Annotated in this window: 36 protein-coding genes; all 36 read left to right on the top strand. The window is 46.9% G+C overall.

Going from position 1 to position 20262, the window contains the following annotated elements; genetic code table 11:
• The first annotated feature begins 18 nt into the window (after positions 1-18).
• The 36 genes from rplD to KNO76_RS12440 all read left to right on the top strand — a co-directional run bounded on the left by rplD (position 19) and on the right by KNO76_RS12440 (position 19883).
• Positions 19-642, top strand: coding sequence for a 50S ribosomal protein L4 (rplD, locus tag KNO76_RS12265; RefSeq protein ID WP_026824833.1), 624 nt, complete (start codon positions 19-21; stop codon positions 640-642).
• On the top strand, positions 642-923 hold the full coding sequence (gene rplW / locus KNO76_RS12270) for a 50S ribosomal protein L23 (RefSeq protein ID WP_026824834.1): 282 nt from the start codon (positions 642-644) through the stop codon (positions 921-923). The genes rplD and rplW overlap by 1 nt, the downstream gene beginning before the upstream one ends.
• Positions 924-957: 34 nt before the next feature.
• Positions 958-1788, top strand: coding sequence for a 50S ribosomal protein L2 (gene rplB, locus KNO76_RS12275; protein ID WP_026824835.1), 831 nt, complete (start codon positions 958-960; stop codon positions 1786-1788).
• A 66-nt stretch (positions 1789-1854) separates the two neighbouring features.
• A complete protein-coding gene (gene rpsS, locus KNO76_RS12280; RefSeq protein ID WP_026824836.1) occupies positions 1855-2130 on the top strand; it encodes a 30S ribosomal protein S19 in 276 nt (91 codons plus the stop codon).
• Positions 2131-2150: 20 nt separating this feature from the next.
• Positions 2151-2483, top strand: coding sequence for a 50S ribosomal protein L22 (rplV, locus tag KNO76_RS12285; RefSeq protein ID WP_024372186.1), 333 nt, complete (start codon positions 2151-2153; stop codon positions 2481-2483).
• 13 nt (positions 2484-2496) lie between these two features.
• On the top strand, positions 2497-3156 hold the full coding sequence (gene rpsC / locus KNO76_RS12290) for a 30S ribosomal protein S3 (RefSeq protein ID WP_026824837.1): 660 nt from the start codon (positions 2497-2499) through the stop codon (positions 3154-3156).
• A 32-nt stretch (positions 3157-3188) separates the two neighbouring features.
• Positions 3189-3626: a 50S ribosomal protein L16 gene (gene rplP, locus KNO76_RS12295; protein WP_012727670.1), complete on the top strand. Its 438-nt coding sequence runs from the start codon at positions 3189-3191 to the stop codon at positions 3624-3626.
• Complete coding sequence (rpmC, locus tag KNO76_RS12300; RefSeq protein WP_026824838.1) at positions 3613-3816, top strand: 50S ribosomal protein L29; 204 nt, start codon at positions 3613-3615, stop codon at positions 3814-3816. Before rplP ends, rpmC begins: the two co-directional genes overlap by 14 nt.
• A 32-nt stretch (positions 3817-3848) precedes the next feature.
• Entirely contained in the window at positions 3849-4109 is a 261-nt protein-coding gene (gene rpsQ / locus KNO76_RS12305; RefSeq protein ID WP_012727668.1) for a 30S ribosomal protein S17, read from the top strand.
• 44 nt (positions 4110-4153) lie between these two features.
• Positions 4154-4522: a 50S ribosomal protein L14 gene (gene rplN / locus KNO76_RS12310; protein WP_026824839.1), complete on the top strand. Its 369-nt coding sequence runs from the start codon at positions 4154-4156 to the stop codon at positions 4520-4522.
• A gap of 36 nt (positions 4523-4558) precedes the next feature.
• The gene (gene rplX / locus KNO76_RS12315) at positions 4559-4867 is read left to right on the top strand and encodes a 50S ribosomal protein L24 (protein WP_026824840.1); all 309 of its coding nucleotides are present in this window, start codon (positions 4559-4561) and stop codon (positions 4865-4867) included.
• 32 nt (positions 4868-4899) lie between these two features.
• The gene (rplE, locus tag KNO76_RS12320; RefSeq protein ID WP_026824841.1) at positions 4900-5439 is read left to right on the top strand and encodes a 50S ribosomal protein L5; all 540 of its coding nucleotides are present in this window, start codon (positions 4900-4902) and stop codon (positions 5437-5439) included.
• 20 nt (positions 5440-5459) lie between these two features.
• On the top strand, positions 5460-5729 hold the full coding sequence (rpsN, locus tag KNO76_RS12325; RefSeq protein ID WP_012727664.1) for a 30S ribosomal protein S14: 270 nt from the start codon (positions 5460-5462) through the stop codon (positions 5727-5729).
• Between the two features lie 31 nt (positions 5730-5760).
• The gene (gene rpsH, locus KNO76_RS12330; RefSeq protein ID WP_026824842.1) at positions 5761-6159 is read left to right on the top strand and encodes a 30S ribosomal protein S8; all 399 of its coding nucleotides are present in this window, start codon (positions 5761-5763) and stop codon (positions 6157-6159) included.
• A gap of 33 nt (positions 6160-6192) precedes the next feature.
• On the top strand, positions 6193-6732 hold the full coding sequence (gene rplF / locus KNO76_RS12335; protein ID WP_026824843.1) for a 50S ribosomal protein L6: 540 nt from the start codon (positions 6193-6195) through the stop codon (positions 6730-6732).
• Positions 6733-6766: 34 nt separating this feature from the next.
• The gene (rplR, locus tag KNO76_RS12340) at positions 6767-7129 is read left to right on the top strand and encodes a 50S ribosomal protein L18 (protein ID WP_012727661.1); all 363 of its coding nucleotides are present in this window, start codon (positions 6767-6769) and stop codon (positions 7127-7129) included.
• Positions 7130-7149: 20 nt separating this feature from the next.
• Positions 7150-7650: a 30S ribosomal protein S5 gene (rpsE, locus tag KNO76_RS12345; protein ID WP_012727660.1), complete on the top strand. Its 501-nt coding sequence runs from the start codon at positions 7150-7152 to the stop codon at positions 7648-7650.
• 15 nt (positions 7651-7665) lie between these two features.
• Positions 7666-7851, top strand: coding sequence for a 50S ribosomal protein L30 (gene rpmD, locus KNO76_RS12350; RefSeq protein ID WP_012727659.1), 186 nt, complete (start codon positions 7666-7668; stop codon positions 7849-7851).
• Between the two features lie 31 nt (positions 7852-7882).
• Positions 7883-8323 (top strand): 50S ribosomal protein L15, encoded by a 441-nt coding sequence (gene rplO / locus KNO76_RS12355; protein WP_012727658.1) that lies wholly within the window; start codon positions 7883-7885, stop codon positions 8321-8323.
• Positions 8323-9612, top strand: coding sequence for a preprotein translocase subunit SecY (gene secY, locus KNO76_RS12360; RefSeq protein WP_214885730.1), 1290 nt, complete (start codon positions 8323-8325; stop codon positions 9610-9612). The genes rplO and secY overlap by 1 nt, the downstream gene beginning before the upstream one ends.
• Positions 9613-9691: 79 nt before the next feature.
• Positions 9692-10342 (top strand): adenylate kinase, encoded by a 651-nt coding sequence (locus tag KNO76_RS12365; RefSeq protein ID WP_012727656.1) that lies wholly within the window; start codon positions 9692-9694, stop codon positions 10340-10342.
• Positions 10339-11097: a type I methionyl aminopeptidase gene (gene map / locus KNO76_RS12370; RefSeq protein WP_214885732.1), complete on the top strand. Its 759-nt coding sequence runs from the start codon at positions 10339-10341 to the stop codon at positions 11095-11097. Before KNO76_RS12365 ends, map begins: the two co-directional genes overlap by 4 nt.
• Positions 11098-11202: 105 nt before the next feature.
• Positions 11203-11421: a translation initiation factor IF-1 gene (infA, locus tag KNO76_RS12375; protein ID WP_021066622.1), complete on the top strand. Its 219-nt coding sequence runs from the start codon at positions 11203-11205 to the stop codon at positions 11419-11421.
• A gap of 30 nt (positions 11422-11451) precedes the next feature.
• Positions 11452-11565, top strand: coding sequence for a 50S ribosomal protein L36 (rpmJ, locus tag KNO76_RS12380; RefSeq protein WP_003156543.1), 114 nt, complete (start codon positions 11452-11454; stop codon positions 11563-11565).
• Between the two features lie 19 nt (positions 11566-11584).
• Complete coding sequence (gene rpsM, locus KNO76_RS12385) at positions 11585-11950, top strand: 30S ribosomal protein S13 (protein ID WP_012727653.1); 366 nt, start codon at positions 11585-11587, stop codon at positions 11948-11950.
• 16 nt (positions 11951-11966) lie between these two features.
• Entirely contained in the window at positions 11967-12362 is a 396-nt protein-coding gene (rpsK, locus tag KNO76_RS12390; RefSeq protein WP_021066624.1) for a 30S ribosomal protein S11, read from the top strand.
• A 92-nt stretch (positions 12363-12454) separates the two neighbouring features.
• Positions 12455-13399 (top strand): DNA-directed RNA polymerase subunit alpha, encoded by a 945-nt coding sequence (locus KNO76_RS12395; protein ID WP_026824847.1) that lies wholly within the window; start codon positions 12455-12457, stop codon positions 13397-13399.
• Between the two features lie 24 nt (positions 13400-13423).
• Entirely contained in the window at positions 13424-13777 is a 354-nt protein-coding gene (gene rplQ / locus KNO76_RS12400) for a 50S ribosomal protein L17 (RefSeq protein WP_012727650.1), read from the top strand.
• A 69-nt stretch (positions 13778-13846) separates the two neighbouring features.
• The gene (locus KNO76_RS12405; RefSeq protein WP_214704372.1) at positions 13847-14683 is read left to right on the top strand and encodes an energy-coupling factor transporter ATPase; all 837 of its coding nucleotides are present in this window, start codon (positions 13847-13849) and stop codon (positions 14681-14683) included.
• On the top strand, positions 14659-15537 hold the full coding sequence (locus KNO76_RS12410; protein ID WP_026824849.1) for an energy-coupling factor transporter ATPase: 879 nt from the start codon (positions 14659-14661) through the stop codon (positions 15535-15537). The genes KNO76_RS12405 and KNO76_RS12410 overlap by 25 nt, the downstream gene beginning before the upstream one ends.
• On the top strand, positions 15534-16325 hold the full coding sequence (locus KNO76_RS12415) for an energy-coupling factor transporter transmembrane component T family protein (RefSeq protein ID WP_214885734.1): 792 nt from the start codon (positions 15534-15536) through the stop codon (positions 16323-16325). Before KNO76_RS12410 ends, KNO76_RS12415 begins: the two co-directional genes overlap by 4 nt.
• Complete coding sequence (truA, locus tag KNO76_RS12420) at positions 16322-17062, top strand: tRNA pseudouridine(38-40) synthase TruA (protein WP_214704369.1); 741 nt, start codon at positions 16322-16324, stop codon at positions 17060-17062. Before KNO76_RS12415 ends, truA begins: the two co-directional genes overlap by 4 nt.
• A 143-nt stretch (positions 17063-17205) precedes the next feature.
• Positions 17206-17643 carry a 50S ribosomal protein L13 gene (rplM, locus tag KNO76_RS12425; protein WP_026824852.1) on the top strand — a complete coding sequence of 146 codons (438 nt, stop codon included), beginning with the start codon at positions 17206-17208 and terminating at the stop codon, positions 17641-17643.
• Positions 17644-17668: 25 nt separating this feature from the next.
• The gene (rpsI, locus tag KNO76_RS12430; RefSeq protein WP_012727644.1) at positions 17669-18061 is read left to right on the top strand and encodes a 30S ribosomal protein S9; all 393 of its coding nucleotides are present in this window, start codon (positions 17669-17671) and stop codon (positions 18059-18061) included.
• Positions 18062-18195: 134 nt separating this feature from the next.
• Positions 18196-19227, top strand: a complete 1032-nt coding sequence (locus KNO76_RS12435; RefSeq protein WP_026824853.1) for a P-loop NTPase — start codon at positions 18196-18198, stop codon at positions 19225-19227.
• A gap of 35 nt (positions 19228-19262) precedes the next feature.
• Positions 19263-19883 carry a KinB-signaling pathway activation protein gene (locus KNO76_RS12440; RefSeq protein ID WP_235181820.1) on the top strand — a complete coding sequence of 207 codons (621 nt, stop codon included), beginning with the start codon at positions 19263-19265 and terminating at the stop codon, positions 19881-19883.
• Positions 19884-20262 lie beyond the last annotated feature (379 nt).

Raw genomic sequence — 20262 nt, forward strand, 5'->3', positions numbered from 1 at the left:
GGAAAGGAGGAATTACGAATGCCTAAAGTAGCTTTGCTTAACCAAACAGGTTCACAAGTTGGCGAAATCGAATTGGCAGAAGCCATCTTCGGAATCGAGCCAAACGAATCAGTACTTTACGACGCAATCGTCATGCAACAAGCATCACGCCGTCAAGGTACTCACGATACGAAAGGTCGCTCGGAAGTACGCGGTGGCGGCCGTAAACCATGGAAACAAAAGGGAACTGGTCGTGCGCGCCAAGGTTCTATCCGCTCACCACAATGGGTTGGTGGTGGTACAGTCTTCGGTCCAACACCACGTTCATACTCTTACAAACTTCCTAAGAAAGTTCGTCGTTTAGCACTTCTCTCGGCACTTTCGTCGAAAGTACAAAACAACGAATTCATCGTCCTCGAAGGCCTTGCTTTCGATGCACCAAAAACAAAAGATATGGCTGCTGTACTCAACAGCTTATCAGTAGAACGTAAGGCTCTTGTAGTCACAGCGGACTACAATGAGACTATCGCTCTCGCAGCTCGTAACATCCCAGGAGTGACTGTGATCGACGCAGCAGGCGTAAACGTTCTTGACCTCGTTGCTAACGACAAAGTCATCTTCACTAAAGATGCGGTTGCGAAGGTAGAGGAGGTGCTTGCATAATGGCACAAGCATACGATATCATCAAACGTCCGATCATTACTGAACGTTCAGTTAGCCTCATGGAAGCTAACAAATACGTTTTCGAAATCGACGTAAAAGCGACTAAATCGCAAGTAAAACACGCTATCGAAACAATCTTCAACGTGAAAGTTGCTTCGGTAAACACAATGAACTACAAACCGAAAGCGAAACGTGTCGGTCGTCACGCTGGTTACACAGCTCGCCGTAAAAAAGCGATTGTAACTCTTGCTGAAGGCAACACAATCGACTTCCTCGGTTAATTAACTACCTTAGAAGAAAAGGAGGGAATCCTCGATGGCAATCAAAAAGTTTAAGCCGACCACTAACGGTCGTCGTAACATGACATCTCTTGATTTTGCAGAGATTACAACGAATCGCCCTGAAAAATCGTTAACTGAAAAGCTTTCGAAAAAAGGCGGACGTAACAACCAAGGTCGCTTGACTGTTCGTCACCAAGGTGGCGGTCACAAGCGTAAATACCGTATCATCGATTTCAAACGTAACAAAGATGGCGTTGCAGGACGTGTGTCAACGATCGAATACGATCCAAACCGTTCAGCTAACATCGCACTCATCAACTATGTAGATGGTGAGAAACGTTACATCCTCGCTCCTAAGGGCATCAAAGTGGGCATGGAAATCATGTCTGGTCCTGAAGCGGATATCAAAGTGGGGAACGCTCTTCCACTCGTAAACATCCCTGTCGGTACAACAATCCACAACATCGAGCTTAAGCCTGGTAAAGGCGGTCAGCTAGTTCGTGCGGCTGGTGCATCGGCACAAATCCAAGGACGTGACGGCAAGTACGTCATCGTTCGTCTTCAATCAGGTGAATCACGTTTGTTCCTCGGCACTTGCCGCGCGACAATCGGTTCAGTTGGTAACGAAGAACACGAACTCGTAAACATCGGTAAAGCAGGACGTTCACGTTGGTTAGGCAAACGCCCAACAGTACGTGGTTCTGTAATGAACCCGGTTGATCACCCACACGGTGGTGGTGAAGGTCGTGCGCCAATCGGTCGTACGGGCCCACTTACTCCTTGGGGTAAACCAGCTCTTGGTCTTAAAACTCGTAAGAAAAACAAATCGAGCGACATGTACATCCTTCGTCGCCGTAAGAAATAATTACTACATGATTCTCGGGCGGTTCGAAAGGGCCGTTCCCGAATCATTCCAAAGGGAGGTTCTAACATGGGTCGCAGCTTGAAAAAAGGTCCATTCGCAGATCACCACTTGCTCGCTAAAGTTGATAAAATCAACGAATCTGGTGAGAAGCAAGTCATCAAAACTTGGTCACGTCGCTCGACGATCTTCCCAGAATTCATGGGTCACACGTTCGGTGTACACGATGGTCGTAAACACGTACCAGTATTCGTGACAGAAGACATGGTTGGTCACAAACTTGGTGAATTCGCTCCAACACGCACGTACAAAGGTCACGGATCAGACAAGAAAACGAAACGGTAATTTGAGGGGAGGTCAAATCCATGCAAGCTAAAGCATCAGCTAATATGGTCCGTCTTGCTCCTCGCAAAGCACGTCTCGTTGTAGACTTAATTCGCGGGAAACAAGTCGGCGAAGCGCTCTCTGTCCTTGCTCACACAAACAAGGCAGCATCGCCAGTCGTTGAGAAAGTATTAAAATCAGCGATTGCTAACGCAGAGCACAACTACGATATGAACATTGAGAACCTTGTTGTAACAGAAGCTTTTGTCAACGAAGGTCCAACACTCAAACGCTTCCGCCCACGTGCGATGGGTCGCGCAAGCCGCATTAACAAACGCACAAGCCACATCCACATCGTGGTAACTGAGAAATAAGGAGGGATATGTAGTGGGTCAAAAGGTAAATCCGCACGGTCTTCGCGTTGGTGTTATCAAAGACTGGGATTCGCGTTGGTACGCTGAGAAAGACTACGCTGATCTCCTTCATGAAGACTTCGTTATTCGTGAATACATCGAAAACAAAATGAAGGATGCTAGTGTTTCTAAAGTTGAAATCGAACGCGCTGCAAACCGCGTGAACATTTCGCTTCACACTGCGAAGCCAGGTATGGTAATCGGTAAAGGTGGTTCTGAAATTGAATCACTCCGTAAACACATCACAAAACTCGCTGACGGAAAACGCGTTCACATCAACGTTGTTGAAGTGAAAAATGCTGACGCTGTAGCGAAGCTTGTAGCAGAAAACATTGCTCGTCAATTGGAAGGTCGTGTATCATTCCGTCGTGCAATGAAACAATCAATTCAACGTTCGATGCGCACAGGCATCAAAGGGATCAAAACAGAAGTTTCTGGTCGTCTTGGTGGCGCTGATATCGCTCGTTCAGAGAAATACTCGGAAGGAACAGTTCCACTTCACACACTCCGTGCCGACATCGACTACGGAACAGCTGAAGCTGACACAACTTACGGTAAAATCGGCGTAAAAGTTTGGTTATACCACGGTGAAGTTCTTCCAACAAAAAACAACACAGCGAAAAACGCTGAATAATAAACACTCTTTCAGGAAGGAGGCAACACACTATGTTGTTACCTAAACGCGTGAAATATCGTCGTGTACACCGTGGTAAAATGCGCGGGAACGCTAAACGCGGCACAACTGTACACTTCGGTGAGTTCGGTCTCCAAGCTCTCGAAGCGAGCTGGATTACAAACCGTCAAATCGAATCAGCACGTATTGCAATGACACGTTATATGAAACGTGGTGGTAAAGTGTGGATCAAGATCTTCCCACACAAACCTTACACTAAAAAGCCTCTCGAAGTCCGAATGGGTTCGGGTAAAGGTGCTCCAGAAGGCTGGGTAGCTGTAGTTAAGCCTGGCAAAGTAATGTTCGAAATCGCAGGTGTATCTGAGGAAGTGGCACGTGAGGCACTTCGTCTTGCATCGCACAAACTTCCAGTGAAATGTAAGTTCGTGAAACGTGAAGAAAATGGTGGTGATACGAATGAAAGCAACTGATCTCCGTCAATCAACAACTGAAGAGCTCAACGGTAAAGTGGGCGAGTGGAAAGAAGAACTCTTTAACCTGCGCTTCCAACTTGCTACAGGTCAGCTTGAGAATCCTGCTCGTATCCGTGAAGTACGCAAGTCGATTGCGCGTGCTAAAACGATTCTTCGTGAACGCGAACTCGGCATCAACAACGCCTAATTACATCGGATTCTTGAGAGGAGGTAACACTCATGGAACGCAACAACCGTAAAGTGTTCACTGGTCGCGTCGTGTCTGACAAAATGGACAAAACGATCGTCGTCGCAGTAGAAACAAAGGTTCGTCATAAACTTTATGGCAAACGTGTAAACTACACGAAAAAATATAAAGCACACGATGAGAACAACGTCGCTAAAGTGGGCGATATCGTTCGCATCGCGGAAACACGTCCTCTTTCTAAAGACAAACGTTTCCGTCTTGTAACAGTAGTAGAAGAATCAGTAATCATCTAATAACAGTTCGGATTTATTAAACATCCGGAGGGAGGTACACTCGCATGATTCAACAAGAATCTCGCTTGAAAGTAGCAGACAACTCTGGCGCGCGTGAACTGTTGACAATTAAGGTTCTCGGTGGTTCTGGTCGTAAGACTGCAAACATCGGTGACGTTATCGTCGCAACGGTAAAACAAGCAACACCAGGTGGCGTTGTTAAAAAAGGTGACGTTGTCAGAGCAGTTGTCGTTCGTACAAAACGCGGCGCTCGTCGTAAAGATGGTTCGTACATCCGTTTCGATGAGAACGCAGCAGTCATTATCAAAGATGACAAGAGCCCACGCGGCACACGGATCTTCGGGCCAGTTGCACGTGAACTTCGTGAAAAAGAATTCATGAAGATCGTTTCGTTGGCACCGGAAGTACTTTAATTTCCAATTTCAATCCTATAAGGAGGTGCGCAAACGATGCATGTTAAAAAAGGCGATACAGTCCAGGTAATGTCTGGTAAAGATAAAGGCAAGCAAGGGGTTATCCTCAAAGCTATGCCAAGCAAGAACCGCGTATTGGTTGAAGGTGTAAACGTGATGAAAAAACACGCGAAACCATCACAAGCGAATCCACAAGGCGGGATCCTTGAGATCGAAGCACCAATTCACGTCTCGAACGTAATGCCACTCGACCCTAAAACTGGCAAACCAACTCGTGTTGGTTTCAAAGTAGTCGATGGTAAAAAAGTTCGTGTCGCGAAATCGGGCGAAGTACTCGATAAATAAGAAGAACGTGACGAAAGGAGGTCCATTCGACTATGAACCGTTTGCAAGAGAAGTATAAAAGCGACATCGTGAAAGCGATGATGGATAAATTCAACTATGACTCAGTCATGCAAGTACCGAAAATCGAAAAGATCGTCATCAACATGGGTGTAGGTGATGCTGTTTCGAACTCGAAAGCACTTGACATGGCAGTGGAAGAATTATCAATTCTTTCTGGTCAAAAACCACTCGTAACGAAAGCGAAGAAATCAATCGCTGGTTTCAAGCTTCGTGAAGGTATGCCAATCGGTGCGAAGGTTACACTTCGTGGCGAGCGTATGTACGATTTCCTCGACAAATTGGTAACTGTTTCACTTCCACGTGTACGTGACTTCCGCGGTGTATCGAAGAAAGCATTCGACGGACGCGGTAACTACACGCTTGGCGTGAAAGAGCAACTTATTTTCCCTGAGATCGATTACGATAAAGTATCTAAAGTACGCGGTATGGACATCGTTGTTGTTACAACAGCAAACACAGACGAAGAAGCACGTGAATTACTCACACTTCTCGGTATGCCATTCCAAAAATAATCTAAAGGGAGGTCGACAACATGGCTAAAAAGTCAATGGTGAATCGCGAACTTAAACGCGAGAAACTCGTTGCCCAGTACGCTGAAAAGCGTGCGAAGTTGAAAGCTGAAGGCGATTATATCGGACTCAGCAAATTGCCACGTAACTCGTCACCTGTACGCTTGCACAACCGTTGCAGCATCACAGGTCGTCCGCATGGTTACATGGGTAAATTCGGGATCAGCCGTATCAAGTTCCGTGATCTTGCATACAAAGGTCAAATCCCTGGTGTTAAAAAAGCAAGCTGGTAATCCACTAACAGTGTGAAAGGAGGTACATCGCATGGTAATGACAGACCCTATTGCAGATATGCTTACACGTATCCGTAACGCTAACATGGTTCGCCATGAAAAAATGGAGCTCCCAGCTTCGAACATTAAACGTGAGATCGCTGAAATCCTTAAGCGTGAAGGTTTCATTCGCGATGTTGAATATATCGAGGACGCTAAACAAGGTACACTTCGTCTTTTCCTTAAATATGGAGCAAGCAACGAACGTGTAATCACTGGTCTCAAACGTATTTCGAAACCAGGTCTTCGTGTATACGCAAAAGCTGATGAAGTACCAAAAGTACTCGGAGGACTCGGAATCGCAGTTCTTTCGACATCTAAAGGTCTTATGACTGATAAAGAAGCTCGCCAACAACAAGTCGGCGGCGAAGTGCTCGCCTACATCTGGTAAGTCACTTTTCTAACAAGAACGGAGGTGTAATCAATGTCACGTATTGGTAAAAAACCAGTTACGATTCCTGCTGGCGTTACTGTAACAGTTGCTAATGACAACACGGTCACAGTAAAAGGTGCTAAAGGTGAACTTTCGCTTTCAGCTAACCCGGCATTGGAAATCAAAATTGAAGAGAACGAATTGACGGTTGTTCGTCCAGACGAATCGAAAGAAAGCCGTACAATTCACGGTACGACACGTGCCCTTATTGCCAACATGGTACAAGGTGTGTCGAACGGATTCCAAAAAACACTTGAGATCTCGGGGGTTGGTTACCGTGCTACGAAGCAAGGTAACAAACTCGTCCTCAACCTCGGTTACTCGCACCCAATCGAGTACGTTGCTGAGGAAGGTATCGAAATCGAAGTTCCTTCAAACACGCAAATCATCGTAAAAGGGATTAACAAAGAGCGCGTCGGTCACGTTGCTGCTCAAATCCGCTCGTACCGTGCTCCAGAACCTTACAAAGGTAAAGGTGTTCGTTACTCTGATGAACGTATTCGCCGTAAAGAAGGTAAGACTGGTAAGTAATTCGTCACGAAATGAACGGAAAGGAGTGGCATAAATGATCACAAAAGCAGATAAAAATGCAGTTCGTAAAAAGCGTCATGCTCGCGTACGTCGTACGATCACGGGGACGGCAGCTCGTCCACGTTTGAACGTATTCCGTTCGAGCAAACACATTTACGTTCAACTTATCGATGACGCGGCACAAACAACGCTTGTGTCTGCATCTTCGAAAGATAAAGCTCTCGATCTTACAAATGGCGGTAACGTTGAAGCAGCGAAAGCTGTTGGTAAACTTGCTGCAGAACGTGCACTCGAGAAAGGTATCGACACAGTTGTGTTCGACCGTGGTGGATACCTCTATCATGGCCGCGTCAAAGCTGTTGCAGAAGCAGCTCGTGAAGCAGGTCTTAAATTCTAATAAAAAGGAGGGGACACTCGATGCGCCAGTTAGACGTTAACATGGAACAACTTGAAGAACGCGTTGTTACCGTAAACCGCGTCGCGAAAGTCGTAAAAGGTGGCCGCCGCTTCCGTTTTGCTGCTCTCGTAGTCGTAGGTGACAAAAATGGTCACGTCGGTTTCGGTACAGGTAAGGCACAAGAGGTGCCAGAAGCGATTCGCAAGGCTATTGAAGCCGCTAAGAAAAACATGGTACAAGTACCTATGGTTGGTACAACAATTCCACACGAAATCACAGGAGTATTCGGAGCAGGTCGTGTATTCATGAAACCAGCTTCTGAAGGTACTGGGGTTATCGCTGGTGGTCCAGTTCGTGCGGTGCTCGAACTTGCAGGTGTAGGTGACATCCTTTCGAAATCGTTAGGTTCAAACACACCGATCAACATCGTCCGTGCGACGGTTCAAGGCTTGACAGAGCTCAAAAAAGCAGAGGAAGTTGCTAAACTACGTGGTAAAAGCGTAGAAGAACTTCTTAACTAAGGGAGGGAACTAGACATGGCGAAACTCGCAATCACCCTCACACGCAGCACTATTGGTCGTCCGGAAGGTCAGCGTGTTACTGTACGTACACTCGGTCTTCGTAAAATGCATCAAACGGTCGTTGTCCCTGACAACGTCGCGATGCGCGGTATGATCAACAAAGTGTCGCACCTTGTGACTGTAAAAGAAATCAACGAATAATAAAGATTTTAATAAATAAGGAGGTGCCACTATGAAACTCCATGAATTGAAGCCAACTCCAGGTTCACGTCACGAACGTAACCGTGTCGGTCGCGGAATGGCGACTGGTAACGGTAAAACTTCTGGTCGTGGACACAAAGGTCAAAAAGCTCGTTCGGGCGGTGGCGTTCGTCCAGGATTTGAAGGTGGACAAAATCCACTTTACCGTCGTCTTCCAAAACGCGGTTTCAACAACCCAACTCGTAAAGAGTATGCGGTTGTTTCCCTAGACACGCTTAACCGTTTCGAAGCAGGTACTGAAGTTACTCCAGAACTCTTAATTGAGACTGGTGTTGTCAGCTCTGCTAAAGACGGAATCAAAGTTCTTGCCAACGGCAAGCTTGAAACTAAATTGACTGTAAAAGCCAACAAGTTCTCGGGTGCAGCGAAAGAAGCGATCGAAGCAGCTGGCGGTACAGTTGAGGTGATCTGATGTTTCAGACGATCTCCAATATGTGGCGCGTGAAAGATATTCGACAGCGTATTCTCTTCACACTCGCAATCATCATCATTTTCCGCATCGGGGCTCATATCCCGGTGCCGATGGTGAATACGGATGTGTTGCGTTTTGACTCAGGAGGTCTTCTTGACTTCTTGAACTTGTTTGGAGGAAATGCTTTACAGAACTTCTCCTTGTTCGCAATGGGGATCATGCCGTACATCACGGCATCGATCGTTGTGCAACTTTTACAAATGGACGTCGTTCCAAAGTTTGCCGAATGGGCCAAACAAGGAGAGGCGGGCCGTAAAAAGTTAGCGACGGTCACGCGCTATGGGACGATCATCTTAGGCTTTGTTCAAGCGACATCATTGTCGTTTGGATTTAACCGCCTGTACCCAGGTCTCGTCAATGAGACATGGGGAACGGCAACTTACTTTGTGATCGCGATTGTACTCACTGCGGGTACAGCGTTCTTGATGTTCCTTGGTGAAATGACAACGGAGAAAGGTGTTGGGAATGGTATTTCCATCATCATCTTCGCGGGTATCGTCGCCGGGTTCCCAAGAATCTTTACGCAGGTTTATGAAACAAAACTCCAAAACGCTGGAGATGCATTGTTCATTAATATCGTTTACTTGGTTATATTGGCCCTTGTGATTTTGGCCGTGACGGTTGGGATCATTTATGTTCAACAAGCGGCACGCAAAATCCCAATCCAATATGCAAAACGCACGGCAAACCGTACCCCAGTGGGCGGACAGTCGACGCACTTGCCAATCAAGCTAAACGCAGCAGGTGTTATCCCGGTAATCTTCGCGATTTCCTTCATGGTAACACCGCCAACTGTTGCAAGCTTCATTGCTTCTCCAGAGACAACGCAAAAATTACAAACGTACTTTGACACGACGGCGCCAATCGGAATGTCGATTTATGTTGCGTTAATCATTGCGTTCTCTTACTTCTATACATTTGTTCAGGTGAATCCAGAGCAGATGGCAGAAAACTTGCAGAAGCAAGGTGGTTATATTCCTGGGATTCGTCCTGGGGCGCAAACAGAACAGTACATCACGAAGTTGCTGTATCGATTGACTTTCTTCGGAGCGATTTTCTTATCGTTCGTGGCGATCATGCCGACAATCTTCATTAAGCTTGCCGGTCTTCCAACTTCCGTTCAAATCGGAGGAACGAGCTTATTGATCGTCATCGGGGTAGCCCTCGAAACGATGAAACAAATCGAGAGTCAACTTGTAAAACGACACTATAAAGGCTTTATCCGTTAAAGCGGAAGGAAGGGTCAACCCTTCCTTCCTGTCGTGTTTACGAGATCTTCGTGAAAATCAAAACTGGAGGCTAACCGAGATGAATCTAGTACTCATGGGCTTACCGGGTGCTGGGAAAGGGACTCAAGCTGCTAAAATTGTAGAAGAGTACCAAATCCCTCACATTTCGACAGGCGACATGTTTCGTGCGGCAATCAAAGGCGGAACGCCACTCGGTAAAGAAGCTAAGTCATTCATGGATAAAGGTGAACTCGTACCGGATGAGGTAACAATCGGAATCGTACGGGAACGTCTTAGTCAAGATGACACAGAAAAAGGTTTCTTACTCGATGGATTCCCGCGTACTGTTGCTCAAGCAGAGGCACTCGAAAGTTTGCTTAAAGATTTGGGGAAACAGATTGACCACGTCGTCAACATCGATGTGGATGCGGAAATTCTCGTTCCACGCTTGACAGGTCGTTGGATCTGCCCAACGTGTGGCGCGACATATCATGTGATCTTCAACCCACCAAAAGTGGAAGGCATCTGTGATGTGGATGGGTCGGCTCTTATGCAACGTGAAGACGATAAAGAGGAAACGGTTCGCCGTCGCCTTGACGTCAACATCGAGCAATCGAAACCACTCATTGACTTTTACGCTGAAAAAGGGTATCTTCGTACATTGGATGGAGATCGTCCAATCGATGTCGTGTATGCCGATGTCAAAGCATTACTTGGTGATACTGAATGATCATCACGAAGACGCCTCGTGAAATTGCGATTATGCGTGAGGCTGGGCAAATTGTTGCTCGAACGCACCAGGTGCTCAAACAGCACATTAAACCAGGAATCACGACGCTTGAGCTCGACCGGATTGCGGAAGATTACATTCGCAGCCAAGGTGCGACACCATCGTTCAAAGGCTACAACGGTTTTACCGGTAGTGTTTGTGCTTCGGTGAACGAAGAGCTTGTTCATGGCATTCCAGGAAAACGGGTATTGAAAGATGGAGATATCATCTCAATCGATATCGGTGCCTACTACAATGGATATCATGGAGATTCCGCTTGGACTTATCCAGTGGGAACAATCTCAGAAGAGACACAGCGGCTACTTGACGTAACCGAAGAAAGTCTGTATAAAGGATTGGAGCACGCCAAGGCTGGAGGGCGATTGACAGATATTTCGCATGCGATTCAAGCATATGTTGAATCAAATGATTTCTCTGTCGTCCGCGAATACGTCGGTCATGGTGTTGGACAAGATTTGCATGAAGAGCCGCAAATTCCACACTATGGTCCACCGGGGAAAGGGCCGCGCCTGAAGACTGGGATGACGTTAGCCATTGAACCAATGGTGAACGCTGGTCAACGCTATGTTCGAACACTGACTGATAACTGGACAGTTGTCACAGTGGACGGTAGCATGTGCGCCCACTTTGAGCACACCATCGCCATCACAGACGATGGATACGAGATTTTAACGACACTCGATTCCGGTGAATGAGGCTCTATTGTTCCATACTGATCCGTCAAGGATCCTTCTCTCACAGTAGATGGCAATAGATCGTCTGTGCTCCTAAAGATTTTCATATAGAAAGGGGAATAAATGATGGCGAAACAAGATGTCATTGAAGTGGAAGGCACTGTTGTCGAACCACTTCCGAACGCAATGTTTAAAGTGGAGTTAGAAAACGGCCACACGGTGCTCGCGCACGTCTCAGGGAAAATTCGGATGCACTACATTCGGATCCTTCCAGGTGACCGCGTAACTGTTGAGTTGTCTCCATACGACTTGACTCGCGGGCGGATTACGTACCGTTATAAGTAACTCCGATTTTTCCAGGAGGAGGGTATACTCATGAAAGTAAGACCGTCGGTAAAACCGATTTGCGAAAAATGTAAAGTCATTCGTCGTAAGGGTAAAGTAATGGTAATTTGCGAAAACCCGAAACACAAACAAAAACAAGGTTAATTTCAGAGGAGGTGCACACATGGCACGTATTGCTGGTGTAGATATTCCACGCGAAAAACGTATCGTTATTTCGCTCACATACATCTATGGTATTGGTAAAACAAAAGCACAAGAAATTTTGAAGGCAGCTAACGTTTCTGAAGAGACACGCACACGCGACCTTACTGAAGATGAACTCAACCGTATCCGTGAAGCAATTGACGGAATCAAAGTTGAAGGTGACCTTCGTCGTGAAGTTTCACTTAACATCAAACGTTTGATCGAGATCGGCGCATACCGCGGTATCCGTCATCGCCGTAGTCTCCCTGTTCGCGGTCAAAACACGAAGAACAACTCGCGTACTCGTAAAGGCCCACGCCGTACAGTAGCGAACAAGAAGAAGTAAAGGAGGGAATTGAACAATGGCGAAACGTAAGCAAAACGTACGTTCTAAACGTAAAGTTAAAAAACATGTTGAAGTCGGTGTGGTACACATCCGTTCTACATTCAACAACACAATCATCACAATCACTGACACGCAAGGTAACGCGATCTCATGGGCTACTTCTGGTAACCTTGGATTTAAAGGATCACGTAAATCGACTCCATTCGCAGCACAATTGGCTGCTGAAACTGCAGCGAAAGTTGCAATGGACAACGGTATGCGTACAGTAGAAGTTAACGTTAAAGGTCCTGGTGCTGGACGTGAAGCGGCTATCCGTGCACTCCAAGCTACTGGTCTTGAAGTTACTGCAATCCGTGACGTAACTCCAGTTCCGCACAACGGTTGCCGCCCTCCGAAACGTCGCCGCGTATAATCGCTTGAACGTGTGAAGGGTTTACCTAGCACGACAGCATATACTTTAGCAGTTCAAACTGCACGGCAGGATATACTCAAGGAGGGGTTCAGATGATCGAGATTGAAAAACCAAAGATCGAAACGGTCGAAATCAGCGAGGACGCTACGTTTGGTAAATTCGTAGTAGAACCGCTTGAACGTGGATATGGCACTACTCTCGGTAACTCACTACGTCGAATTCTATTGTCATCGCTCCCAGGTGCAGCGGTAACAGCGGTTCAAATCGATGGCGTGCTTCACGAGTTCTCTACGATTGACGGTGTCGTCGAAGACGTCACTCAAATCGTACTAAACCTCAAGAAGTTAGCACTAAAAGTGTACTCGGAAGAAGAGAAAACGCTTGAGATTAACGTTTCAAGTGCCGGTGCTGTCACTGCGGCAGACATTACCCATGATAGCGACGTTGAAATCTTGAATCCTGAGCTCTACATCGCGACTCTCGCTGACAATGCGACGCTTCGCATGCGTTTGACTGCTCGCCGTGGTCGTGGTTACGTCCAGGCAGAAGATAACAAACGTGATGATATGCCGATTGGTGTCATTCCAATCGATTCGATCTATACACCGATTCAACGCGTGAACTACGAAGTAGACAAAACACGTGTCGGTCAAGACGCTAGCTTCGATAAGCTTTTATTAGACGTGTGGACAGATGGTTCAATTCGTCCGGAAGAAGCTGTATCATTAGGGGCTAAAATTTTGACGGAACACTTGAACATCTTCGTTGGTTTGACAGATGAAGCTCTCAATGCAGAAATTATGGTCGAGAAAGAAGAAGACCAAAAAGAAAAAGTACTCGAAATGACGATTGAAGAACTCGATCTCTCAGTTCGTTCGTACAACTGCTTGAAGCGCGCTGGCATCAACACTGTTCAAGAACTCGCAAACAAATCAGAGGAAGAGATGATGAAAGTTCGTAACCTCGGACGTAAATCACTCGAAGAAGTTCAACACAAGTTGGACGAACTCGGTTTGGGCTTGCGTAAAGAAGACTAAGTTCAACCGAAGGAGGGAAATGTAATGGCTTATTCGAAACTTGGCCGTACAAGCTCGCAACGCAAGGCGCTTTTGCGTGATCTTGCAACTGACCTAATCATCAACGAGCGCATTCAAACAACTGAACAAAAAGCGAAAGAACTTCGCCCAGTCGTTGAAAAATTGATTACTCTTGGGAAACGTGGCGATCTTCATGCCCGTCGTCAAGTAGCTTCATTCGTTCGTAAAGAGAACGCTGGAGAAAAAGACGCTATCCAAAAATTGTTCGAAGACGTGGCACCACGCTACGCTGAACGTCAAGGTGGATACACGCGCATCATGAAAGTCGGCCCACGCCGCGGTGATGGTGCAGAAGTTGTAATCATCGAACTCGTCTAATTCATTAGGCAGTCGACAGGGCATGCGGTGACGTAGTGCCCTGTTTCCACATAAGAAAGGAGTCGACCTATGGAAGCACAAATTATGGTACGGGATGTCGTATTTCATTACCCTGGACAATCTGAGCCGGCACTTAACGGCCTATCGCTCGATGTGTACAAAGGGGAATGGCTTGCGATTGTCGGCCATAATGGTTCTGGCAAGTCGACACTAACGAAATTGTGGAACGGACTTCTCATTCCTGAACAGGGGGAAGTCCACGTCGAGACACTCGATCCGTCGAACGCCGCAGACGTGTGGGACGTTCGGACGCGGATTGGGGTCGTCTTTCAAAATCCCGACAATCAATTTGTTGGGGCGACCGTGCGCGATGATGTGGCATTTTCTCTCGAAAACATGGGACTTCCACGTCAAGAAATGGTTCGTCGAATTGATGACAGTCTAGCGCGCGTTGGATTATCGGAACTAGCGGACCGTGAACCGCATCAGTTATCCGGTGGACAAAAGCAGCGCGTTGCGATAGCTGCGGCTCTCGCAATGCGCCCGCGTGTCCTCGTGCTCGATGAAGCGACCTCGATGCTCGACCCAATCGGGCGACAAGAGGTATTACAAACGGTACGACAGCTCGTCTCGGAAGGGATGACGGTTGTCGCTATTACACACGAGCTCGACGAAGTGTTGTTTGCCGACCGTATCATTGCATTATCGAAAGGTAAGATTGCGATGACCGGTACACCTGAAGACGTGTTTCAACATCCAGATGCGCTTCGTGACATCCAATTAGATGTCCCGTTTATCGTTCGGATGCAACTCGAACTGAAGGAGCGTGGCATTCCACTCGATCGTTTGATGCTACAACATTCGGAGTTGGTGAACCATCTATGCCGATACGCATTGAAGAAGTAACATATCAATATCAAATCAATACTCCGTTTGAACGAACCGCGCTGCGCGATGTGAATGTAACCATTCCGTCGGGAGCGCTTGTTGCGTTTCTTGGGCATACAGGCTCAGGGAAATCGACGCTTGTTCAACATATGAACGGATTATTACGACCGACAGACGGGCGTGTGGTAGTCGATGACATCACCGTCACACCGATTCGTTCGCGTCGTGATAAAAAGCAAAATCTCTTGCCGCTTCGGCGTCGCGTTGGGCTCGTCTTTCAATATCCCGAACATCAATTGTTTGAAGAGACGGTCGAACGCGACGTCATGTTCGGTCCGCGCAATTTTGGCGCGACAGATGCCGAAGCGAAAGAACGTGCCCATGAAGCCCTTCGCCTCGTTGGTTTGGATGAATCACTTTGGGAACGTTCCCCATTTGATCTCTCGGGCGGACAAATGCGCCGTGTTGCGATTGCAGGGGTCTTGGCGAGTCGTCCTGACGTCCTTATCGTCGATGAACCGACAGCAGGTCTCGATCCGATTGGAAGACGGGATATGCTTGCCTTATTCAAACGGTTACGAGAAGAATTGAATCTGACACTTATTCTCGTTTCGCACGATATGGATGATGTGCTCGCCTATGCGGAACGCGTCGTGGTGATGGAGCGCGGCGAGGTGGCGTTTGACGGAGATCCGTTTGACCTGTTCCAAGACGAGACGCTCGTGCGACGTCTCCAGCTCGACATCCCGCACGTTTTACGATTCGCCCGCGATATGGCACCGGCTTTTGGAGAAACTGTAATTCCACTCGTACGCACTGAGAGCGAACTGGCGGATTGGGTCGCGGAACGGTTGAAAGGGGGAGCGACATGATTATCGGTCAATATATACCGGGACATTCGTGGCTCCACTCACTCGATGCACGTGCGAAGACGCTCTTCATTTTAGGGTTCATCCCGGTCGTCTTTTTAGCAGATAATTTATGGACGAACTTGTTTCTGCTGTCTTTCACGTTGTTTGTGGTCAAACTATCGCAGTTATCGTGGCGCTACTTATGGAACGGGCTACGCATGATTTTATTTTTAATCGTCTTCACATTGGTCTTGCAGTTGTTATTCAATCGTGACGGCACCCTCCTCTTCGAATTCGGACCGGTTGCAATTTATTCGGAAGGGGTTCGCATGGGCCTGATCGTCTCGCTCCGATTCTTCTATCTCGTCATGTTGACGACGCTCGTGACATTGACGACGACACCGATGGAATTAACCGACTCGATTGAAGCAGGTCTCCGGCCATTCGAACGGATTCGTGTGCCTGCCCATGAGATTGCATTAATGCTCTCCATCTCGCTCCGTTTCCTACCGACTCTTGCGGACGAGACGGACCGCATTATGAAAGCGCAACAAGCACGGGGCGTCGATTTGACGAGCGGTCCATGGAAGTCTCGATTGAAAGGAGTTATTCCGTTACTAATCCCATTATTCATCTCAGCGTTTAAGCGTGCTGAGGACCTCGCTACAGCTATGGAAGCGCGTGGCTACCGTGGGGGTGAAGGACGGACGAGATTGCGCGAGATGGAGTGGCATACGCGTGACACGATGGTGTTGTTTATCTTTGTCTTACTGACACTCATATTGTTTGGATTGAGAGGGATTGGATGAGACGAATTAAATTGACAGTTGCCTATGACGGGACCAACTATGCGGGATATCAAGTACAACCGAACGGCAATACGGTTCAGGCTGAGATTGAGACGGTGTTAGCACGCATGCATCGTCAACCGGTAAAAATCGTCGCTTCAGGTCGTACAGATGCCGGCGTCCATGCCTTAGGACAAGTGATTCACTTTGATACGTCGCTACAGATGCCTGCGGAACGATTCGTCAAAGCGCTAAACGCGATGTTGCCGGATGATATCCATGTCAAACAGGCTGAAGAGGCTGATGCTATGTTCCATGCTCGCTACGGGGCCAAGCGAAAAGAATATCGCTACTATATTCGTAAGACCGAGGACCCGTTTCGACGACACTATGCTGCGACCGTTACTTACACGCTAAACCTAGAGTCGATGCGTCAAGCAATGAAGCTGTTAGTAGGAACACATGACTTCACTTCGTTCTCAGTGACGAAGGCGGAAGTCGAGGATCGTGTTCGTACTATCTATGAAACGGAAGTGTTAGAAGTAGATGATGAGATCATATTTCGTTTCGTGGGTTCTGGCTTTTTGTACAATCAAGTGCGAATTATGGTAGGGACAGTCATCGAGATAGGGCGAGGCAAGTATGAGCCTGCCGACATCGCACAAATGTTGGAGGCGAGAGACCGCCGTATGGCGGGAATAACCGCGCCCCCGCATGGTTTATATTTGTGGAATGTGAATTATGAAAAAGTAGATTGACATTCCTTCTATAAAATCGTATTATATTCATTGGCATTTCATTTTCAAATTTAGAGATGAACCACAATCTTAGCCCCGTAAACTAGGATTATGATAAAGCATCAAAAAATTAAGTGAACAGACATTTCTAGGAGGTATTCCACATGCGCACAACATTCATGGCTAAAGCATCTGAAGTAGAACGCAAATGGCTCCTTATCGACGCAGAAGGCAAAACACTTGGTCGTTTGACTAGTGAAGTAGCTTCACTTCTTCGCGGTAAGCACAAGCCGACTTTCACACCACACGTTGATTGCGGAGACCACGTCATCATCATCAACGCTGAGAAAATCAAATTGACTGGTAACAAGTTGAATGACAAGATCTACTACCGTCATTCAGGTCATCCAGGCGGCTTGAAATCACAAACTGCAAAAGAGCTTCTCGCAAAACGTCCAGAGCGTATGCTTGAACTCGCGATCAAAGGGATGCTTCCAAAAGGATCACTCGGTCGTCAACAATTCAACAAACTCCACGTTTACGCTGGAACTGAACACAAGCATGAAGCACAAAAACCAGAAGTTTACGAACTTCGCGGTTAATCGAGACACAGGGAGGAACTAAACGATGGCAGATGTACGTTACTACGGAACAGGCCGCCGCAAACACTCGGTGGCTCGCGTTCACCTCGTTGCAGGTGACGGTAAAGTTGTTGTAAATGGCCGCGATATCTCAGAATACTTCGGTCATGAGACTTTGATCATGATGGCTAAATCACCACTCGTATTGACTGAAACAGAAGGAAAATACGATGTAATCGTTAACGTTAACGGTGGTGGATATACTGGACAAGCTGGAGCGATTCGCCACGGTGTATCACGTGCGCTTCTTCAAGCGGACCCAGAATTCCGTCCAAGCCTCAAAGAAAAAGGCTTCTTAACTCGTGACGCTCGTATGAAAGAACGTAAAAAATACGGTCTTAAAGCAGCACGTCGCGCACCACAATTCTCGAAGCGTTAATCTTCGCGGTGTGGTTCGAACTCTCCATCCTTTCGGGTGGAGAGTTTTTTGTTTGAAATAGTCGATTCCGAAGCCGTCAAGAAAACGCTTTTTTTGATATACTGATATCGAAACAGTTAGAAGGGGGAAGCGATATGCTTACAGTAGAGCAAGTACGCGAGGAATTGGCGGGGCTCGTTGATCCAACGATCAACCGAACGCTTGGAGATACAGCGGGGGTAAAAGACATCCGCATTAAAGAAGATTATGTCAGTGTAAAAGTGGCACTCGGACAAACAGGGAGCGGGGAACAGCTTCAATTACAACAAGAGATTGTCACATTGCTCAAGGGGAAAGGCTTTAAGACGGTTGGACTTCGCTTTGAAGCATTGAACGACGAAAGTTTGAAGGAAGCGACAAAGCCGGCGATTCTTCGTGAGAATTCAGGGACGACATTTATCGCCATCGCTTCAGGTAAGGGTGGCGTAGGGAAATCTACAGTGTCTGTCAACTTAGCGGTCGCGCTTGCGCGAGCGGGCAAGAAGGTTGGATTGATCGATGCGGACATTTACGGATTTAGTGTTCCGGATATGCTTGGCATCGAAGAACGACCAGTTGTTCGCGGCGAAAAGATCATTCCAGTCGAGCGTTTCGGTGTGAAGGTCATTTCAATGGGCTTTTTCGTTGAAGACAATGCACCCGTTATCTGGCGTGGACCGATGCTCGGAAAAATGTTAAATAACTTCTTCAATGACGTCGAGTGGGGCGACCTAGACTATCTATTGCTCGACTTACCGCCAGGAACGGGGGATGTCGCACTTGATATCCATTCGATGCTCCCATCATGCCAGGAGTTGATTGTGACGACACCTCACGCGACAGCTGCTTTCGTTGCTGCTCGTGCTGGGGCAATGGCGATTAAAACGAACCATAAACTACTAGGTATCATTGAGAACATGGCTTATTTCGAAAGTAAACTGACAGGCGAAAAAGAATACGTATTCGGTTATGGTGGTGGAGAAAAACTATCAGAAGCACTGAAGAGTAAGTTGCTTGCTCAAATTCCGCTTGGCCAACCGTATGATAATGAAGAGGACTTCGCACCTTCTGTCTATCGGGATGGTCATCCATTTGAGCATACGTATGACGAGTTAGCGCAAGCAGTCATTAAACAAATAGAAGGGTGAATCGGTGAGAGATGAAAGTACAAGGATTTTTACGTTTGTTTTGGACAACGCTCGTTTTTGGGACGTTGTTCGGGTTCCTTATGAACTTGTTAGCGAACCCGGGTTATTTAGTCAGTCAGTCTTGGGAGGCAATTGTCACTGCGCTTAGTTACTCGAGCACATGGACCGGGATCAGTATGATGGGCTTCTTCGCCTATTTGATCATCCATCGGGTCGGTCTTGATTTATTCCGAGGGCCACGTCTATGGAATCGCGTCCAGGTGTTGTTAATCGCCTTTGCGATCTTTGATGCCGTCTATTTACGGATGCTCGCATTTGGAAATGATCACATGTGGCGTTATATCGGCGAGATGCTTGTGTTATTAATTGTCGCTTGGGTAGTTGCTGCGAGTAAAGCGAAACAAACGAATATGAGTGCTTTCATCCCGACACTTTTCTTAATGACCGTCATTACTTTGATTGAATGGATTCCGGCCCTTCAAACAACGGATGAAATTCCATTACTCTGGCCGGCCCTTGCAACATTAGTGTTCGCGAATGCCTATCAAGTATTGATGCTTCATCGCTTTCAACAGACGGGGCAAGTTACTGAACCGGCTTCGTCTGAAGTGGCGAAGAAAAAAACGAAAAAACAGATGCCGTCTAAGTCATCATAAAATTTAATCGGTCGTGGATCGTTCTTTGTCATTTGGAGCGATTCAGCGACCGATTTTGTGTTTTGATTAAGTGGATGCAAAAAAAATAAAGTTTTTTTAGAAAAATTGTTGACGATTTTTTAGGATACTGATATATTAATAAACGTCGCTGATGTTGTTCACGCAGAAAAACATCAGGGAGTAAAAAAATAATAAAAAGTGGTTGACTTTCATAAGTCAAATCGCTATTATTAAAAAGTCGCTAACACGACAACGATTTGGTCTTTGAAAACTGAACGATGAGGCAAAAAAAGTTTTACAATTTTTGAATGAAGCGCAAGCTTCGTCAATTTAAGAGCTATATCAAATTCTTTGGAGAGTTTGATCCTGGCTCAGGACG

The sequence above is a fragment of the Exiguobacterium sp. s101 genome (assembly GCF_018617835.1).
In the GTDB taxonomy this organism is placed as follows: Bacteria; Bacillota; Bacilli; order Exiguobacteriales; family Exiguobacteriaceae; genus Exiguobacterium; species Exiguobacterium marinum.

What these genes read in the sequence shown, in the direction of transcription:
- rplX (WP_026824840.1), top strand. Translation starts at nt 4,559, where the DNA reads ATGCATGTTAAAAAAGGCGATACAGTCCAGGTAATGTCTGGTAAAGAT.
- KNO76_RS12405 (WP_214704372.1), top strand. Translation starts at nt 13,847, where the DNA reads ATGGAAGCACAAATTATGGTACGGGATGTCGTATTTCATTACCCTGGA.
- KNO76_RS12410 (WP_026824849.1), top strand. Translation starts at nt 14,659, where the DNA reads ATGCCGATACGCATTGAAGAAGTAACATATCAATATCAAATCAATACT.
- rpsE (WP_012727660.1), top strand. Translation starts at nt 7,150, where the DNA reads ATGCGCCAGTTAGACGTTAACATGGAACAACTTGAAGAACGCGTTGTT.
- rpsM (WP_012727653.1), top strand. Translation starts at nt 11,585, where the DNA reads ATGGCACGTATTGCTGGTGTAGATATTCCACGCGAAAAACGTATCGTT.
- rpsH (WP_026824842.1), top strand. Translation starts at nt 5,761, where the DNA reads ATGGTAATGACAGACCCTATTGCAGATATGCTTACACGTATCCGTAAC.
- rplN (WP_026824839.1), top strand. Translation starts at nt 4,154, where the DNA reads ATGATTCAACAAGAATCTCGCTTGAAAGTAGCAGACAACTCTGGCGCG.
- rplD (WP_026824833.1), top strand. Translation starts at nt 19, where the DNA reads ATGCCTAAAGTAGCTTTGCTTAACCAAACAGGTTCACAAGTTGGCGAA.
- rplR (WP_012727661.1), top strand. Translation starts at nt 6,767, where the DNA reads ATGATCACAAAAGCAGATAAAAATGCAGTTCGTAAAAAGCGTCATGCT.
- rpsS (WP_026824836.1), top strand. Translation starts at nt 1,855, where the DNA reads ATGGGTCGCAGCTTGAAAAAAGGTCCATTCGCAGATCACCACTTGCTC.
- KNO76_RS12395 (WP_026824847.1), top strand. Translation starts at nt 12,455, where the DNA reads ATGATCGAGATTGAAAAACCAAAGATCGAAACGGTCGAAATCAGCGAG.
- truA (WP_214704369.1), top strand. Translation starts at nt 16,322, where the DNA reads ATGAGACGAATTAAATTGACAGTTGCCTATGACGGGACCAACTATGCG.
- map (WP_214885732.1), top strand. Translation starts at nt 10,339, where the DNA reads ATGATCATCACGAAGACGCCTCGTGAAATTGCGATTATGCGTGAGGCT.
- rpmD (WP_012727659.1), top strand. Translation starts at nt 7,666, where the DNA reads ATGGCGAAACTCGCAATCACCCTCACACGCAGCACTATTGGTCGTCCG.
- rpmC (WP_026824838.1), top strand. Translation starts at nt 3,613, where the DNA reads ATGAAAGCAACTGATCTCCGTCAATCAACAACTGAAGAGCTCAACGGT.
- KNO76_RS12435 (WP_026824853.1), top strand. Translation starts at nt 18,196, where the DNA reads ATGCTTACAGTAGAGCAAGTACGCGAGGAATTGGCGGGGCTCGTTGAT.
- rplB (WP_026824835.1), top strand. Translation starts at nt 958, where the DNA reads ATGGCAATCAAAAAGTTTAAGCCGACCACTAACGGTCGTCGTAACATG.
- rpmJ (WP_003156543.1), top strand. Translation starts at nt 11,452, where the DNA reads ATGAAAGTAAGACCGTCGGTAAAACCGATTTGCGAAAAATGTAAAGTC.
- rplQ (WP_012727650.1), top strand. Translation starts at nt 13,424, where the DNA reads ATGGCTTATTCGAAACTTGGCCGTACAAGCTCGCAACGCAAGGCGCTT.
- infA (WP_021066622.1), top strand. Translation starts at nt 11,203, where the DNA reads ATGGCGAAACAAGATGTCATTGAAGTGGAAGGCACTGTTGTCGAACCA.
- rplW (WP_026824834.1), top strand. Translation starts at nt 642, where the DNA reads ATGGCACAAGCATACGATATCATCAAACGTCCGATCATTACTGAACGT.
- rpsK (WP_021066624.1), top strand. Translation starts at nt 11,967, where the DNA reads ATGGCGAAACGTAAGCAAAACGTACGTTCTAAACGTAAAGTTAAAAAA.
- rplP (WP_012727670.1), top strand. Translation starts at nt 3,189, where the DNA reads ATGTTGTTACCTAAACGCGTGAAATATCGTCGTGTACACCGTGGTAAA.
- secY (WP_214885730.1), top strand. Translation starts at nt 8,323, where the DNA reads ATGTTTCAGACGATCTCCAATATGTGGCGCGTGAAAGATATTCGACAG.
- KNO76_RS12365 (WP_012727656.1), top strand. Translation starts at nt 9,692, where the DNA reads ATGAATCTAGTACTCATGGGCTTACCGGGTGCTGGGAAAGGGACTCAA.
- rpsQ (WP_012727668.1), top strand. Translation starts at nt 3,849, where the DNA reads ATGGAACGCAACAACCGTAAAGTGTTCACTGGTCGCGTCGTGTCTGAC.
- rpsN (WP_012727664.1), top strand. Translation starts at nt 5,460, where the DNA reads ATGGCTAAAAAGTCAATGGTGAATCGCGAACTTAAACGCGAGAAACTC.
- rplM (WP_026824852.1), top strand. Translation starts at nt 17,206, where the DNA reads ATGCGCACAACATTCATGGCTAAAGCATCTGAAGTAGAACGCAAATGG.
- rplO (WP_012727658.1), top strand. Translation starts at nt 7,883, where the DNA reads ATGAAACTCCATGAATTGAAGCCAACTCCAGGTTCACGTCACGAACGT.
- rplF (WP_026824843.1), top strand. Translation starts at nt 6,193, where the DNA reads ATGTCACGTATTGGTAAAAAACCAGTTACGATTCCTGCTGGCGTTACT.
- rplE (WP_026824841.1), top strand. Translation starts at nt 4,900, where the DNA reads ATGAACCGTTTGCAAGAGAAGTATAAAAGCGACATCGTGAAAGCGATG.
- rplV (WP_024372186.1), top strand. Translation starts at nt 2,151, where the DNA reads ATGCAAGCTAAAGCATCAGCTAATATGGTCCGTCTTGCTCCTCGCAAA.
- rpsI (WP_012727644.1), top strand. Translation starts at nt 17,669, where the DNA reads ATGGCAGATGTACGTTACTACGGAACAGGCCGCCGCAAACACTCGGTG.
- KNO76_RS12415 (WP_214885734.1), top strand. Translation starts at nt 15,534, where the DNA reads ATGATTATCGGTCAATATATACCGGGACATTCGTGGCTCCACTCACTC.